At 68.3% G+C, this 15142-nt stretch carries 10 protein-coding genes and 1 pseudogene; 8 read left to right on the top strand and 3 right to left on the bottom strand.

Annotated elements, in window-relative coordinates:
• Positions 1-21: 21 nt before the first annotated feature.
• Positions 22-831 carry an enoyl-CoA hydratase gene (locus U5K29_15935; GenBank protein ID MDZ7680030.1) on the top strand — a complete coding sequence of 270 codons (810 nt, stop codon included), beginning with the start codon at positions 22-24 and terminating at the stop codon, positions 829-831.
• Complete coding sequence (locus tag U5K29_15930; GenBank protein MDZ7680029.1) at positions 828-1580, top strand: VOC family protein; 753 nt, start codon at positions 828-830, stop codon at positions 1578-1580. The genes U5K29_15935 and U5K29_15930 overlap by 4 nt, the downstream gene beginning before the upstream one ends.
• Positions 1581-2645: 1065 nt before the next feature.
• Here U5K29_15930 and U5K29_15925 read toward each other — a convergent pair.
• On the bottom strand, positions 2646-6239 hold the full coding sequence (locus U5K29_15925) for a DEAD/DEAH box helicase (GenBank protein ID MDZ7680028.1): 3594 nt from the start codon (positions 6237-6239) through the stop codon (positions 2646-2648).
• An 80-nt stretch (positions 6240-6319) separates the two neighbouring features.
• Here U5K29_15925 and U5K29_15920 point away from each other — a divergent pair, with 80 nt between their 5' ends.
• Both U5K29_15920 and U5K29_15915 read left to right on the top strand, forming a co-directional pair.
• The gene (locus U5K29_15920) at positions 6320-7852 is read left to right on the top strand and encodes a DGQHR domain-containing protein (protein ID MDZ7680027.1); all 1533 of its coding nucleotides are present in this window, start codon (positions 6320-6322) and stop codon (positions 7850-7852) included.
• Positions 7853-7857: 5 nt separating this feature from the next.
• Complete coding sequence (locus U5K29_15915) at positions 7858-9201, top strand: hypothetical protein (protein ID MDZ7680026.1); 1344 nt, start codon at positions 7858-7860, stop codon at positions 9199-9201.
• Between the two features lie 1229 nt (positions 9202-10430).
• Here U5K29_15915 and U5K29_15910 read toward each other — a convergent pair.
• A complete protein-coding gene (locus U5K29_15910; protein ID MDZ7680025.1) occupies positions 10431-12218 on the bottom strand; it encodes a DEAD/DEAH box helicase in 1788 nt (595 codons plus the stop codon).
• A 43-nt stretch (positions 12219-12261) separates the two neighbouring features.
• Positions 12262-13206, bottom strand: a pseudogene (locus U5K29_15905) (DEAD/DEAH box helicase family protein).
• A 413-nt stretch (positions 13207-13619) separates the two neighbouring features.
• Between U5K29_15905 and U5K29_15900 the strand changes: the two are divergent.
• From U5K29_15900 to U5K29_15885, 4 genes are all read left to right on the top strand, one after another.
• On the top strand, positions 13620-13928 hold the full coding sequence (locus tag U5K29_15900; GenBank protein MDZ7680024.1) for a nucleotidyltransferase family protein: 309 nt from the start codon (positions 13620-13622) through the stop codon (positions 13926-13928).
• 159 nt (positions 13929-14087) lie between these two features.
• On the top strand, positions 14088-14318 hold the full coding sequence (locus U5K29_15895; protein ID MDZ7680023.1) for a DUF433 domain-containing protein: 231 nt from the start codon (positions 14088-14090) through the stop codon (positions 14316-14318).
• Positions 14315-14683 (top strand): DUF5615 family PIN-like protein, encoded by a 369-nt coding sequence (locus tag U5K29_15890; protein ID MDZ7680022.1) that lies wholly within the window; start codon positions 14315-14317, stop codon positions 14681-14683. Before U5K29_15895 ends, U5K29_15890 begins: the two co-directional genes overlap by 4 nt.
• Positions 14684-14758: 75 nt before the next feature.
• Positions 14759-15142 carry a hypothetical protein gene (locus U5K29_15885; GenBank protein MDZ7680021.1) on the top strand — a complete coding sequence of 128 codons (384 nt, stop codon included), beginning with the start codon at positions 14759-14761 and terminating at the stop codon, positions 15140-15142.

Here is a 15142-nt window from a genome sequence, read left to right as displayed (position 1 = left end):
CCAGGAGGGGGATCTCGAGCAATGGCCGACGTGGAGTACGAGGTCGGCGACGGGGTGGCGACGATCACGCTCAACCGTCCGGAGTCGATGAACACGATGGGCGGCGAGCTCCTGCCGCTCACCAACGCCTATCTCGCTGCGGCCGCGTCCGATGGCGACGTGCGGGCAGTGGTGCTGACCGGGACGGGACGGGCGTTCTGTGCCGGCGGCGATCTGCGCGACATGGCGGCCGGCAACCGGGGCGCTCCGGGCCAATCGATCGGTCCGGGGTCGGTCGAGCGATCGATCAGCGACCTGCGCTACCACATGCGCAGCTCGCAGCTCCTGCGTGAGATGCCGAAGGTCACCATCGCCGCCATCAACGGGGCATGTGCCGGTGCCGGCTTCTCGTGGGCGTGCGCGTGCGACCTCCGCTACGCGGCCGAGTCCGCCGTGTTCAACTCGGCCTTCCTCACCGCGGGGCTGTCGGGCGACTTCGGCGGGACGTGGACGCTGCCCCGCATCGTCGGGCCGGCCAAGGCCCGGGAGCTCTACCTGATGCCCGAGAAGTTCCGGGCGGACGAGGCGCTGCGGATCGGTCTCGTCTCCGCCGTGGTGCCCGACGACGAGTTCGCCGACTTCGTGCGCGACAAGGCCACTCGGGCGGCGTCGTTCGCTCCGCTGACCGCCGCCTCGATCAAGGCGAACCTCAACGACGCCGACCACGTGTCGTTCTCCGAGGCGCTCGATCGCGAGGCTGACCGCCACATCCGCTCGGGGCTCACCGAGGACTCGCGGGAGGCGGCCAAGGCGTTCCTCGAGAAGCGCACACCGACCTTCACCGGCCGATGAGCGTCCCACCTCGCGCCGACAGATCCCCCGCCGACCCCGTCCGCATCCGGCAGGTCGCCCTCTGCACCGACGACATCTGGCGGGACGAGAAGCAGCTCGTCGCCGAGCTCGACATCGCCGGGGTGCATCGCGATCCGCCGAACGTGTTCGAGATGCGCAACACGGTGTTCGCGGTGGGCGACACCTTCCTCGAGATCCTCCAGCCGGTGGCCGACACCGCGCCGTCGGCCCGGTTCCTCGCCAAACACGGCGGACCGGGCGGCTACATGCTCATCCTCCAGGTCGGCGATCGCGACGCCGCTCGCGAACGGGTCGACGAGTTGGGTGTGCGCGTGGTCTATGACGCGCCTCCTGCTCGTGTCCACGGCGTCGAGGCGTCGGGTCTGCACCTGCATCCGGCCGACACCGGCGGCACGCTCATCTCGCTCGACACGATGGACCCGCCCGATGGCTGGGCGTGGGGCGGTCGGGCCTGGCAGGGCCACGCGCACACCGGCGTCGTCGACGGCATCGTCGGCGTCGAGCTCCGTTCCGTCGACCCGGATGCGCTCGCCGAGCGGTTCGGTCGCCTGGTCGGCCGGGCAGTCGGCGACGACCGCACCATCGAGCTCGACGGGGGTGTGGTGCGGGTCGTGTCGGGGCCGGACGGCTCGCCCGATCAGCTCACGGCGGTCGAGATGCAGGCCACCGACCGAGGGCGGGCCGGCGAGACGGTCGTGGTCAGCGGCACCGAGATCCGCCTGCTCTGACCGGGCGCCCGCTCGACCCGTCCACCCCAGACCACATTGCGCGGATCTGTCGCGCTGGACGCGACAGATTCGCGAGATCTCGGCCGGAGGGTGGTCAGCGGCGGTCGTGGCGGCGGATCATGCCTCGGTAGCCGGGGACGAAGCCGGCGGCGGCGAGGCGTTCGGCGTGGTCGGTGTTGGTGACGGGTTCGCCGTCGACCTTGGCGATCTCGAGGGTGCGGAACCGGCCCCGGTCGACCAGGGCAGCGAGGGCGGAGGGCCAGTCGACGCGCTCGTGGTCGGCGAAGGTGAGGACCGACTTGCCGCCCCGTTCGAGGTAGGCGGCGGGTTCGCCTCCGGCCATGACGACGAACGCTCCGGCGGCACGGGCGGGGCGGCCGCCGGGTGAGGTGGTGGCGGGCCAACCGACGGCGGCGCCGTAGGGCTGGGCGGGGTCGGTGGCGGCCAGGACGAGGACCTCGCCCGCGTCATCGCCTCGTTCGCGCACGGCCCGCAGGCGGTCGACGGCTCCGGGGAGGGCGAACTGGGCGGCGCCGAGGCCGGCGACGAAGTAGCCGCGGCGCACCTGGCCCCGGTCCTCCAACGCTTGGAGCAGGGGGTAGACCCCGGCGAAGCCGCCTTCGGCTCCCTCCCCCAGCGCGGCCTCGCGGGTGAGCACGCCGTAGCGGTCGAGGAGTTGTTGGGCTCGGGCGTGGGCGGCCTCGGTGGGCGCGGGGTGGGGTTCGAGCAGGGGTGTGGTGAGCGACCAGCGGCCGGCGGCGGCGGGTGGGCCGGTGCGGGCCAGACGTCCGGGGCGTCCCCGCCGGGATCGTTGCGCGGCACCGGCGGTGCGGCGACCCGACCGGGTGCCGAGGGCGCGCAGCGGGGCGAGCGAGTCGTTGGTGACCAGCCCGGCCCACACCAGATCCCACAGGGCGGCCAGCACCGGTTGGTCCTCGTAGGGCAGGCCGGCGTCGGCGACGGCCTTCTGCAGGTCGGGCCAGAAGCTGGCGCCCCGCTGGGTGAGGTGGTCGAGGATCGCCTGGTGGATGGGCTCGGCGGGCGGCTCGTCAGTGGGGTCGGGCACTAGCAACGCGGCCTGGTCGCGGAACACGAGGCGGACCCGGCCGTCGGTGGCGCCGAGGGCTCCGGCGCCGATCCAGACGATGTCGCCGGCGGTGGCGAGGGCGTCGAGGTCGGCGGGCCGGTAGTCGTCGAGGCGGGCGGGCAGGATGTCGGCTTCGAGGACCGACACGGGCAGGGCGGCGCCCTGGAGCTGGGCGACGACGTCGGCGAGGGCGTCGAGTCCGTGGCGTGCGTTTCCCCGGCGGCTGGTGCCAACCCCTTGCCAGAGGGGGAGGAAGCGGGCGAGGGCCGAGCCGTCGACGGGTTCGATCTCGTTGCGGAGGGCGGCGAGGGACCGGCGGCGGATCTGGCGCAGCACGTCGGGGTCGCACCACTCGCGCTCGTGGCCGTCGGGCCGGAACTCGCCCCGCACCAGGCGCCCGTCGTCTTCGAGGGCGACGAGCTTGGGTTCGACCACGGCCCGGTCGAGGCCCCAGCGGGCGGCCACCTCGGCGGTGAGGAAGGGGCCGTGGGTGCGGGCGTAGCGGGCGACGAGGTCGCCGACGGGGTCGGGCACCGGGTCGGTGAAGGCGGCGGGCAGGCCCTGGGGGACGGCCACGCCGAGGGCGTCGCGCAGGCGGGCGGCGTCGTCGGTGGCGGCGATGCGGGCCTCATCGGCGATGGTGACCGGGTAGGCCCGCCGCTCCCCCACCAGCGTCTCCCGGCGCGCACCCAGGTCTCGACCGCGGCCCGTCCGTCGTCGCCGGTCTCGCTGCGTTCGACCAGTTCGTCGATCGACAGTGGTCCGAGGACCCGCAGCAGGTCGTGCAGCTCGTCGGCGTCGCGGGCTCGGCGTCCGTCGATCCGGCGCTGGAGCTGGTCCTCGACGGCGACGAGCGCGACGGGGTCGAGCAGGTCGCGCAGTTCCTCGGCGCCGAGCAGCTCGCGCAGCAGGTCGCGGTCGAGGGCGAGGGCGGCGGCTCGTCGCTCGGCCAGCGGCGAGTCGTAGTCGTACATGAACTGGCCGATCCAGGCGAACAGCAGCGACTGGGAGAACGGCGAGGAGCGGGGCGTCTCGACGGGCACGGCCCGGATGCGGCGGGCCCGCAGGTCGGTGAGGACCTGGCGCAGGGCGGGCAGGTCGAACACGTCGTTGAGGCACTCGCGGGTGGTCTCGAGCGAGATGGGGAACGTGGGGTACTTGGCGGCGACGGCTTGGAGGTCGGCGGCCCGCTGGCGTTGCTGCCACAGGGCGGTGCGGCGGTCGGGGCGGCGGCGGGGCAGCAGCAGGGCCCGGCCGGCGGCTTCGCGGAACCGGGAGGCGTACATGGCGGTGCCGGGGAGGGCGCCGACGACCAGCTCGTCGATGTCGTCGGGGTCGATGAGCAGCTCGTCGAGGGGGAGCTCGTCGACGGCTTCGGGGAGGCGCAGGGCGATGCCGTCGTCGCTCCACATGAAGTCGGGGTCGATGCCCCATCGTTCGGTGAGGCGTTCGCGCAGGGCCATGGCCCAGGGGGCGTGGACCTGGGCGCCGAAGGGTGAGAGGACACAGACCCGCCAGTCGCCGATCTCGTCGCGGAACTTCTCGACGACGATGGTGCGGTCGTCGGGGACGGCGCCGGTGGCCTCGGCCTGTTCGTCGAGGTAGGCGACGAGGTTGTCGGCGGCGAGCTCGTCGAGGCCGTGGCGCTCGCGCAGGCGGGCGGTGGCCTCGTCGGCGGGCATGGCCCGGATCTCGCGGACGAAGGCGCCGAGGGCCTGGCCGAGCTCGAGGGGGCGGCCGGGGCGGTCGCCGTGCCAGAACGGCATCTTGCCGGGTTGGCCGGGGGCGGGGATGACGACGACCCGGTCGTGGGTGATGTCGTCGATGCGCCAGGTGGTGGCGCCGAGGAGGAAGGTCTCGCCGACGCGGCTCTCGAAGACCATCTCCTCGTCGAGCTCGCCGACGCGGGTGCCGTCGGGGAGGAAGACGCCGAACAGGCCCCGGTCGGGGATGGTGCCGGGGTTGGTGACCGCCAGGCGTTGGGCGCCGGCGCGGCCTCGGATGGTGCCGTCGACGCGGTCCCACACGATGCGGGGGCGCAGCTCGCTGAACTCGTCGGAGGGGTAGCGGCCGGCGAGGAGGTCGAGGGTGGCGTGCAGGACGTCGTCGGTGAGGTCGGCGAAGGGGGCGGCGCGGCGCACGAGGCGGGCGAGGTCGTCGAGGGCCCAGTCGTCGAGGGCGGCCATGGCGACGATCTGTTGGGCGAGGACGTCGAGGGGGTTGCGGGGGTAGCGGGTGTGTTCGATGAGGCCGTCGTGCATGCGGGAGACGACGACGGCGGCTTCGACGAGGTCGCCGCGGTGCTTGGGGAAGATGCGGCCCCGGCTGGGTTCGCCGACCTGGTGGCCGGCCCGGCCGATGCGTTGCAGGCCTCGGGACACCGCGCCGGGGGATTCGACCTGGATGACGAGGTCGACCGCGCCCATGTCGATGCCGAGCTCGAGGCTGCTGGTGGCGACCAGGCCCTTGAGCGTGCCGGACTTGAGCTGGTCTTCGATGATGAGGCGGCGTTCTCGGCTGAGCGAACCGTGGTGGGCCCGCACCAGGTCGGGGGTCTGGTCCTCGCTGGGAGGTGCGCCGAGGGCATCTCCTTCGATGAGTGGGCCGTCGGTGTGCCGGCCGTCGACGGCGAGCTCGTTGAGGCGGGTGGCGAGGCGTTCGGCCAGGCGGCGGGCGTTGACGAACACCAGGGTGGAGCGGTGCTCCTGGATGAGTTCGAGGAGCGTGGGGTGGATGGAGGGCCAGATCGAGCGGCGGATCGCGCCGCCGGGGGCACCGACGTCGGGTGGGAGGCCGCCGGCGCCGGGTTCGATGATCTCGCCGAGGGCGCCCATGTCCTCGACGGGGACCACGACCTCGATGTCGAGGGTCTTGGTGGAGCCGGCGTCGACGATGGTGACCGGGCGGTTGGTTCCGTGGTCGTCGCGGCCGCCGAGGAAGCGGGCGATCTCGTCGAGGGGGCGTTGGGTGGCCGACAGGCCGATGCGCTGGGGTGGGCGGTCGGTGACCTCCTCGAGGCGTTCGAGGGTGAGGGCCAGATGCGTGCCCCGCTTGGTGGGGGCCATGGCGTGGATCTCGTCGACGATGACCGCTTCGACGTTGGCCAGGGTCTCCCGGGCCTTGCTGGTCAGCATCAGATAGAGCGACTCGGGGGTGGTGATCAAGATGTCGGGCGGGGTGCGCACGAGCTGGCGGCGCTCGTCTGCGGGGGTGTCGCCGGTGCGCATGCCGACGGTGGGGTGATGGACGGTCTCGCCGAGGCGTTCGGCGGCGAGGGAGATGCCGGTGAGCGGGGCCCGCAGGTTCTTCTCGACGTCGACCGCCAGGGCCCGCAGCGGGGAGAGGTAGACGATGCGGGTGCGGCGCTCCTTGTCCGGGACCGGTTCGGTCATCAACCGGTCGATCCCCCACAGGAAGGCGGCGAGGGTCTTGCCCGAGCCCGTCGGGGCGAGGATCAGCGTGTGCTCACCAGAGGCGATCGCCTCCCACCCCTGGGCCTGCGCCGCGGTCGGCTCCGGGAACGACGCATCGAACCACCCCCGAACCGCCGACGAGAACCGATCCAGACTCACCCCAGGAGGCTACCGAGGGGGCACGACAGGCGAGCGCCCTCGCTGACGCTGTCGTAGGCGGCGATTAGGCTCGCCAGACGATGCCTACGGACAAGAAGAAGAAGCGGCCCACCAAGATCCCGGCCCTTCGCGTCCAGCAGTGGCTGGACACGTGGGACGACGTACTCTTCGACCCTGCCGAACACCGACGCCGACCGCCAGGACACTTCTACCTGTTCACAATCTCGGCGAGTCAGCTCCGCGCTCTCTCAGGCATTCGCCGACGTTCAACCAAAGGGAAGACTGCACGCAAGGCAGACCTCGGCGTGCAGCGGCGGCACGACGAAGGGCGCTCCATGGAAATAGCACAGTTCGTGCGCCGTGGCTACCCATGGTCATCCCTTTCGAAAACCAAGCAACGTTCCGGAGACTTTGATGACCTCATCAAGCCTGGATGGCTACCGACCGCACTAGTAGTCAACATCCTCACACCGAAGGATGATAGGCAGGGCGAGACCGTCGCGCAAAGCGACCTCATTTCTATCTCAGATGCCGAAACGCTTTCAACTATACATCTCCCGGCTACCACGAGCGACGTCCGGTGGACGCCAACCAAGCTGCCACCAATTGAGATCATTGATGGACAGCACCGTCTCTGGGCTTTCGAGGAGACTTCGGAGCTTGACGGGGAGTTTGAGCTGCCGGTTGTTGCATTCTATGGTCTCGATATTAGCTGGCAGGCTTATCTCTTCTACGTGATCAATATCAAGCCTAAGAAGATCAACACTAGCCTTGCATACGACCTTTACCCATTGCTTCGAACCGAAGACTGGCTGGATAGGGTCGAAGGCCTGCCGGTCTACCGCGAGACGAGGGCCCAAGAACTCACTGAGGCACTCTGGTCCTACGCGGACAGCCCCTGGCACGACCGCATCGACATGCTGGGCGAGGGCGGCCGCCAAGCGGTCTCGCAGGCGGCGTGGATTCGCTCGCTCACTGCCACTTTCATCAAGTCATGGGAGGGACGACGGGTTCAGATTGGCGGCCTGTTTGGGTCGCGCATGGGGGAGGAGAATGCCGTTCTGCCATGGACCCGCGCCCAACAGGCTGCATTCGTGATTCACCTGTGGAGCGAACTTGAGGTGGCAATCGGTGATTGCGATGCGGAGTGGGCCGAGGTATTGCGGGAAGCAGAGCCAGAGGAGGTCCTTGGCGGCGACGCTGCGTTCAGGGGTTCAAAAACCCTACCCAACACTGACCAGGGCGTGAGAGCAATCATGGCGGTTGTCAACGATCTGTGCTGGGTACGGTCCGAAGCACTCAACCTTCGAGCATGGCCCGAGGGAGCTTTTTCTGATGGGACTTCGACTATTGGCATTGGCGATTCCCTAAAGTCGCTTAAGAAGCAGGACGTCGGCGTGTTCGTTGCTGACGTCATGAGATCCCTAGCCAGCTACGATTTCAGAACCTACTCGGCTCCAGGCCTTAACGAGGAGCAGCGGAATTCTAAAGCTCGCTTTCGAGGAGGAACTGGGTATCGCGAGCTTCGCAGAGACCTGCTGCTCTGGCTTGCAGAGTCCACTGATGAGATTAGCGAGGCCGCTAATGATGTGCTCGAGATCCTCGAGCGCTGAGATCGATGCCCGATCAAGGCCTCAAACCGTCTAGTAGGAACCTGATTGCAAAGGCGTCGCCGGAGGCTACGGTCTCAGCTTGCGCAAGCCTTCGGTCATATCTTGATGCAGACCGCTGGCTTGGCACGAGGAATCGCTACAGAACTGACGTTGTAGCGCGCCTTCAAAAGGATCTGAGGAGTGAACGAGCCCTCAACCAGAAGCACCTCGCAGAGTACGTTGCCGCCTCGGTCCCCCTCCACACTATGGACGGATGGTCCTTTCTCGGAAGAGCACTTCAAGCCGATCTCATGGGCGACACCGTTACCGCGCGGCACCTAGCGTACTACGCCGAGCTACGCGCAGCGATGGGACTCCTAGCAAGCCAGGGCATCGGCGTACTGAACAACCGACACATCGCAGTTACGGACCCAAAGGCGGTTTCGGTGTTTGGGCAGCGTCTTGGTACCCACAAGTTCGCCTGGCTGGCGCTCTCAGAGTGGGCACGGTCTCGCGACTCAACCGAGGTGGTGGGCATGGCCGTCACTCCATTCGGCAGTTCCCTCTCGTCCTGGCTCGCAGCCGCGCCCGCGCTCGGAACCTGGGAGCCGCGGGCGCGCAACTGGTTGCTCGAGTTCGGCCTTGATCTCAAGCGGACTTCCAGGGACCAGGAGTCGCGGAATGAGGCTAGCTATCGGCCGGCGAGGGTCCTTGCCAGACCGCCCGTTCCCACCGCGGACAATGCCAGATTTGCTCTAGCCCTCTGGAACGCTCTCGAACCTGCGGGCAGTGGGTTCAGGACGATTAGCCGTCACTTTCTGAGGCTCACTCTCGAGGCAGCACACGAGTCACTCCCTCACCCAGCCGCTGGCGGGGCTGACCCGCTCGGCTGGAGGATTGAGCAGCTACTCGACGGCAACAACATCGAGGGGCCCCGCCGAGAGCTCCTCACGCAGTTTCTCCGTCGGCAAGCCGAGCCTGGAGACCTACTGGTCATCGACAACGCAAGAGGGCGCTCGGGTCCCAGCGATCCGAACCGCCACCTCGAGGTTATGTCGCGGGCAACCCTGCTCTTGGTCATGGCGACTGGTGCAACGCGACAGCTTCTCCACCAGGCGGGTCTGGAGCTCGCTGACGCTTCTTTCTGGTGGGGGCTGCTTGGCATCGACCGCGGCCTCTGGGCCAACGCCCCCGAAGCCGAGGAACTAGTGGACCTGTGGGGCGACATCACTGCTCGTGATGGAGGATCTGCAGGACTGGCTCAATGCAGGAGACCATACGACCCAGCAGCCTCGGTGACCACGTGCCCTACCCCGCTCACTCGGCTCTCCCACCTTGAGCTGATCGGCCTGTGGGGTATCGCAGCGTGAAGTACATGGGTTCAAAGCGCTGGCAACTCGAAAACGGTCTTGGTGAACAACTCCGCCGCGTCGCGCTGCCCGATCGGCCCTTTATCGATCTGTTCGCTGGTTCGGGCGCTGTTGCGATGTTCGCTGCCGAGGAACTCAGTCTGGAGGTCACAGCAGTCGATCTACAGGCTTACGCCGTGGCGCTCAGCGGGGCGGTAATCAGTCGGACCCGACCACTAGATGCGAAGCGCCTGACTCGGTCGTGGATATCAGCTGCCAAATCCGACCTCGAGGGTGACCCGCTAGTTGAGGCGACCACGGCGGCCATGGAGTGCAGTCTGACGCCCAGACGGATTCGGGCACTACGGAGGCTCACGGAGGACGACGAGCGGGAACTCTGCCGTTCGTATGGCGGCTACTGTCTCAGTCCTGCTCGGCCGCCGGTATTCACTACTTGTTCCATAGACTCCCGCAACGAGCTCCGCACCGAACCCTCTGCCTCGCTGCCCTGATCTCAGCGGCTAGCCGTTGCTCCGCTTCACCCGGGCACACGGCACAGCCTTTTAAGCTGACCACCGGTGCCCTGCCCCACATCGCTTCGATCTGGGGGCGTGATGTGTTTGCGGAAGTAGAGCGGACGCTTGCGATTCTTGCACCTCGGCACGCATCCCGACGAGGGAAGAGCATCCAAGAAGACGCCATCAAGCATGCCCGATCACTTGAGGGCGGAGAGCTCGTCTTCGTCGACCCGCCCTACTCCTCGGCTCAGTACAGTCGCTTTTACCATGTCCTGGAGGCAATTGCCGTCGGAGGCTACTCGGAAGTCCACGGTGCCGGTAGAGCGCCCGCACTGGAACTGAGAGAACGCTCGGGCTTCAGTCAGATAACAAAGGCGAGTGTCCTCATGGAGGAGCTGCTGGCCTGCTTGGGTGAACGCGGATGTCGAGTCGTGGCCACGTTTCCCCAATACCGCGCAAGCAATGGCCTCGCGGGTGAGGAGATCGTTGCTCTTGCTCGTCGCTGGTTCCGGGTTGACGTATCGGCTACCTCAAGTCGGTTCAGCACCCTTGGCGGTAACGGCTTACAGCGTGCAGCCCGCCGACAGTCGCAGGAACTGGTCATCACCATGCTCCCTTGATGCGGAGCATCTGATGCCAATCAGACTCATTGGCATGCAGGCGGACGATTCGATGCTCCAGATGAGTCACTGACTCATTTACGCAACGGCGGCGGCGAAGGTGGCGTAAAGGTCACCGGGGAGAGGGTGGTGGAGCTCCCAGGTGATGGCCATGGGGCGTTCGCCGGTGTGGCCTTGGTAGGTGGCGGGGCCGAGGAACCAGAACGCTCGGTCGGTCTGGCGGAGGCGGGCGAACAGCATGATCGACCGGCCCTCGGCCTCGTGGTTGCGATAGCGCAGTCCGGTCGCGCTGTCGGCCCGTGTCGACGCCTGGCTCTCCCAGTGGATCAGCCTGGGGACTGATGGCGTAGTCCCGATACCGGGTGGTCGGTGAGAACGAGCCGCTGCTCTTGTCGAGCGTGAAGGCGAACAGCTCGCTGCGAGACGCCTTCGCCTCCCACACCCCGCTCTGCCACGACACCGCCTTCGCAGCCTCCACCTCGCCGAACGCGGTGAGGATCTCGATCCGGGAGTAGCGGGCGTGCACCTGCAGCGGCACATCGGGATGACCCTCGAGCGAACCGTGGAGATGATCGACCCGCTCGTCCAACACGTCGATCAGCTGCGCCAGCTCGGCCCGCACCTGGGGATGGGCCCACGCCACGTCGAGCCCGTCCTGCACCGACATCGACCGGGCCGCCGGCACCTGGTCGACCAGCGACGCCACCAGCATGTGGCACAACCGTCGCTGCCGCTCCGGCATCGCCGCCACGTCGGGCGGCGCAGCCGAACCGAGCAGCTCCCGCATGAACCCGATCCGCTCGTCATCATCGACGTGCAGCAACCGGCCCACCGCCCGGCGCAGCGGCACCTCGTGCTCCCCCGCCGGCAACGGCGCCACCCCGGCCGCCTCGCACAGATCCGACCAGGTGCGCGACCCGTCGTACACGTCGGCCAGGTCGAGGCCCGACTCGTCCAGGAACTCGGCCAGCGTCGGCTCGGGACGCTCCCGGCGCAGCAGCCGCAGCTCCTCGACCTTGGCCGGCCAGCGGGACGGGATCGCCTCGCGCAGGCTGCGGATCACGATCTCGCTCGCCTTGGCGTCGAGCTGCATGTGGCAGCCCGCCGGCAGGAACGGGAACCCGGCCTCGACCTGGCGCTCGATCTCCCGGCGGGTGCCGCCGAGCAGCGCCCGCAGCCGCCGGTCGAACCGGAACTCGCGGCGATGGGTACCCACGAAGTCGAGCACCGTGCAGAACGCCTTGTCGTCGGCCCGGCGCAGACCACGGCCGAGCTGCTGGAGGAACAGCGTCGGGCTCTCGGTGGGCCGCAGCATCAGCACCGTGTCGATGGCGGGCACGTCGACACCCTCGTTGAACAGGTCGACCGAGAACACCACCCGCACCCGTCCCGCCGCCAGGTCCTCCAGCGCTCGGCGCCGCTCGTCGTCGGGCGTCTCGCCGGTGACTGCCACCGCGTCGATCCCGTGGTGCCGGAACCGCTCGGCCATGTAGCGGGCGTGGGCCACGCTCACACAGAACCCCAGGCACCGCATCGTGTCGGGATCATCGGCGTGGCGCATCAGCTCGTGGATCACCGTGCGGGCCCAGGCGTCGGTGCTGGTGTACAGGGTGCTCAGCGCCTCGGTGTCATAGCCCTGCCCCCGCCGCCACGGGATGTCGGTCAGGTCGAGCCCGTCGTGGATGCCGTAGTAGGCGAACGGCACCAGACGGTGCTGGTCGATGGCGTCCCACAGGCGCAGCTCGGCGGCGATGCGGTCGTCGAACCAGCCGAGGACCGACCGACCGTCGCTGCGTTCGGGGGTGGCGGTCATCCCCAACAGCTCGACGGGCTGCAGGTGGGCGAGGAGCCGGTCGTAGGTGGGGGCGGCCGCGTGGTGGAACTCGTCGACGATCACCACGTCGAAGTGGTCGGGGGTCGAGGTGGTCGAGATCGGCGGCCGACAGGCTCTGGATCGACGCGAACACGTGCTCGAACCGCTCGGGCCGGGAGCCGCCCACCCACTTCTCCCCGAAGCTGGCGTCACGCAGCGCATGGCGGAACGTGGCCAGCGCCTGGTTCAACAGCTCCTCGCGGTGGGCGACGAACAGGAGCCGGGCTCGGGGCAGGTGCCGGCGCAACCGGGCGTAGTCCAGGGCGGCCATCACCGTCTTGCCGGTACCGGTGGCGGCCACCAACAGGTTGCGGTGATGCCCCCGCCGGCGGGCCAGCTCGATCAGCTCCAACAACCGCTCCTGGAACGGCTCGGCCCGGATCTCGGTGGGGCTCAACAGCACCAGCGGACCGTGATCGGCCCGCCCCGCCCGCTCGGTCTCCTCGTCGAAGTGGTCCGGGTCATAGGCCACGAAGTCGCCGGAGCTCCAGTAGGTGTCGAACACGGCGGCGAACTTCTCGAGGATCGACCGGTTGCGGGCCGCGGAGAGCCGCACGTTCCACTCCAGGCCGGTGACCTGGGCCGAACGGGTGAGGTTGGACGACCCGACATAGGCCGTCGAGGTCCCCGAGCGGTGGAACACCCACGCCTTGGCGTGCAGGCGGGTGGTCGACTGGTCATAGGACACCCGGACCTCGGCCCCCAGGTCGGCCAGCTCGTCGAGCGCCGCCCGCTCGGTGGAGTTGGTGTAGGTGGTGGTGAGGACCCGCAGCCCCCGACCGGCCTCGCAGTGGCGGCGCAACGGATCGAAGAACGGACGGATGCCCGAGCGACGGATGAACGCCATCACCACATCGATCGACTGCGCCGAATCGATCTCGGCCTCGATCTGTTTGGCGAGCGCCGGCTCGTCGGGTGAGTTGGTGAGCAGCGTCGAGTCCAACAGCGGAATGAGCGGCTCGACGATCGGCTCGGGGCTCCCGTCGGGTCGACGGCCATAGACCGCACGCAACACCTCGGCCGCGGGATCGGGCCGCTCGTCCGCTGTGTCGACGTCGGTCACCTCGGTGAGCCGGGCGAGCAGCGTGCGGGCCACCTCGATGCCGACCTCGACCCGGCGGCGGTCGCCGAGCGACGCCAACGCCAGCTCGATCTGGCGGGCCAGATGCAGAGCGATCCGGTCGGGAGCCTCGGCCGGGTCGAGCGCCTGGAGTCGGCGCAAGGTGGGATCGAGCTCGTCGAGCACCGGGCGCAACCCGTCGGTGACCAACTCCTCGTACAGCCCACGCTCCAACTCGCCCACGGAGCTCGAGGGTACGAGCTCGCCCCGAGCGGTGTCGGGACTTGGCTGGCCTGATTGCCCCCTTTCCGTGCAGAGGTAGGAATTGCCAACCCCACTCGTGGGGATGCTCGTCGTAAGCTGGGCCTATGTCGGATGTCGCCCTGAGGCCGCTCTGGGACCTGGTCGAAGCCCACCGGGAGGAGATCAAGGCCATCGTGGCGCGCCATCACGGACAGTCCGTCGCCGTATTCGGGTCGGTGGCACGAGGCGACGAGCAGCCGGGAAGCGACATCGACTTCCTCGTAGAACTCGAGCCCGAGCCCCGACCCTTCGAGATCCTCTCCATCGGCGTCGAACTCGAGGAAGCGCTCGGCGTCAAGGTAGACGTGGGCACGCCAGAATCCCTGCGGGAGCGGCTGCGGAACGAGATCCTGGCGGAGGCTGTGCCCCTTTGAGTCGACAGGACGGGGCTCGGATGCACCTGGGCCTCATTGCCTCAGACATGCATCCATCTGGCTTTCGCACCTTTGAGTGTCCTAGCCCCTGCGTAGAGTTCCGCCATGGTGAGAAGACACGGCGGTGACCAAACAGGGGTCCGGGCGTACACTTCGATCGTGGCGTTTGAGCGCATCACGACCGACCCCGAACGTATGGGGGGGCTCCCGGTGATCCGCGACACGCGGGTCACGGTGAGCATGATCCTCGGCCAGCTCGCTTCTGGCCGGACGACCGATGAGATCCTCGAGGACTACCCCTACCTCGACCGGGCCGACATCCTCGCTGCCCTCGAGTACGCCGCGTCGGCGGTCAACGAGCGTGAGGTACGCATCACCCGTCCCGCGTGAAGCTGCTCATCGACGCCAACCTGTCGCCACGCGTCGCCAGCAAGCTTCGAGAGACCGGTTTCGATGCCGCTCATGTCGCCGACCTTGAGCTGCTCGAAGCCTCCGACGACGAGATCTTCGATCAGGCAGTTGCCGAGGAACGAACCGTCGTCACAGCCGACAGTGACTTCGGAGCGCTACTCGCACTCCGCCGATCAGCGAGTCCATCGGTCATCCAACTGCGTCAGGTAGCTGAGCTTGGCCCAGACGCCCACGTCGACCTGCTCTTGGCGAACCTTCCCACCATCGCAGGTGACCTAGAGCGAGGCGTGATCGTCTCTCTCAGCCCCATCAGGCTTGCCGTCAGAGACCTCCCGATCCGCTGAGCAAGCCGATTGGGGCCATTCTCGTGGCGCTCACGAGTAGGCCCCAATGTCAGACCCCATCGGTACCTTTCTGCCATGGCGAACGACGACGGCGGAGACGCCCCCGACTATGGGCTGCGGAGCCGCTACCACACCCTCCTCGACCAACACTCACGGCTCGGGCGTGAGCTGGCCGAGATGCTGCCAGCGGTCATCATCGACCTGCTGCGAGAGGTGCTGCCCGGCAGCTCCGCGGTCGAGGTCCACGGCCAGATCAACGAGGACTGGCTGACCGTGCTCCGCGTGGAGCGCGTGCTCGACGCCGCCGGGGGCGTGCTGTTCGACGTGGCGACCGGCCATCCCGACCGAGCGGTCGAGGACCTGATCGACCGGCTCGACACCGAGTTCCTCGACCACCTCGTCTACCTCGCACCTGACGCCTACCTCGGCCGCCACACCCTCGGCGGCGACCATGCCTGA

Source organism: Acidimicrobiales bacterium, assembly GCA_034521975.1.
GTDB lineage: Bacteria > Actinomycetota > Acidimicrobiia > Acidimicrobiales > SKKL01 > SKKL01.
The sequence above is the reverse complement of the archived record's forward strand: the minus strand, read 5'-3'. Positions and strand labels throughout refer to the sequence as shown.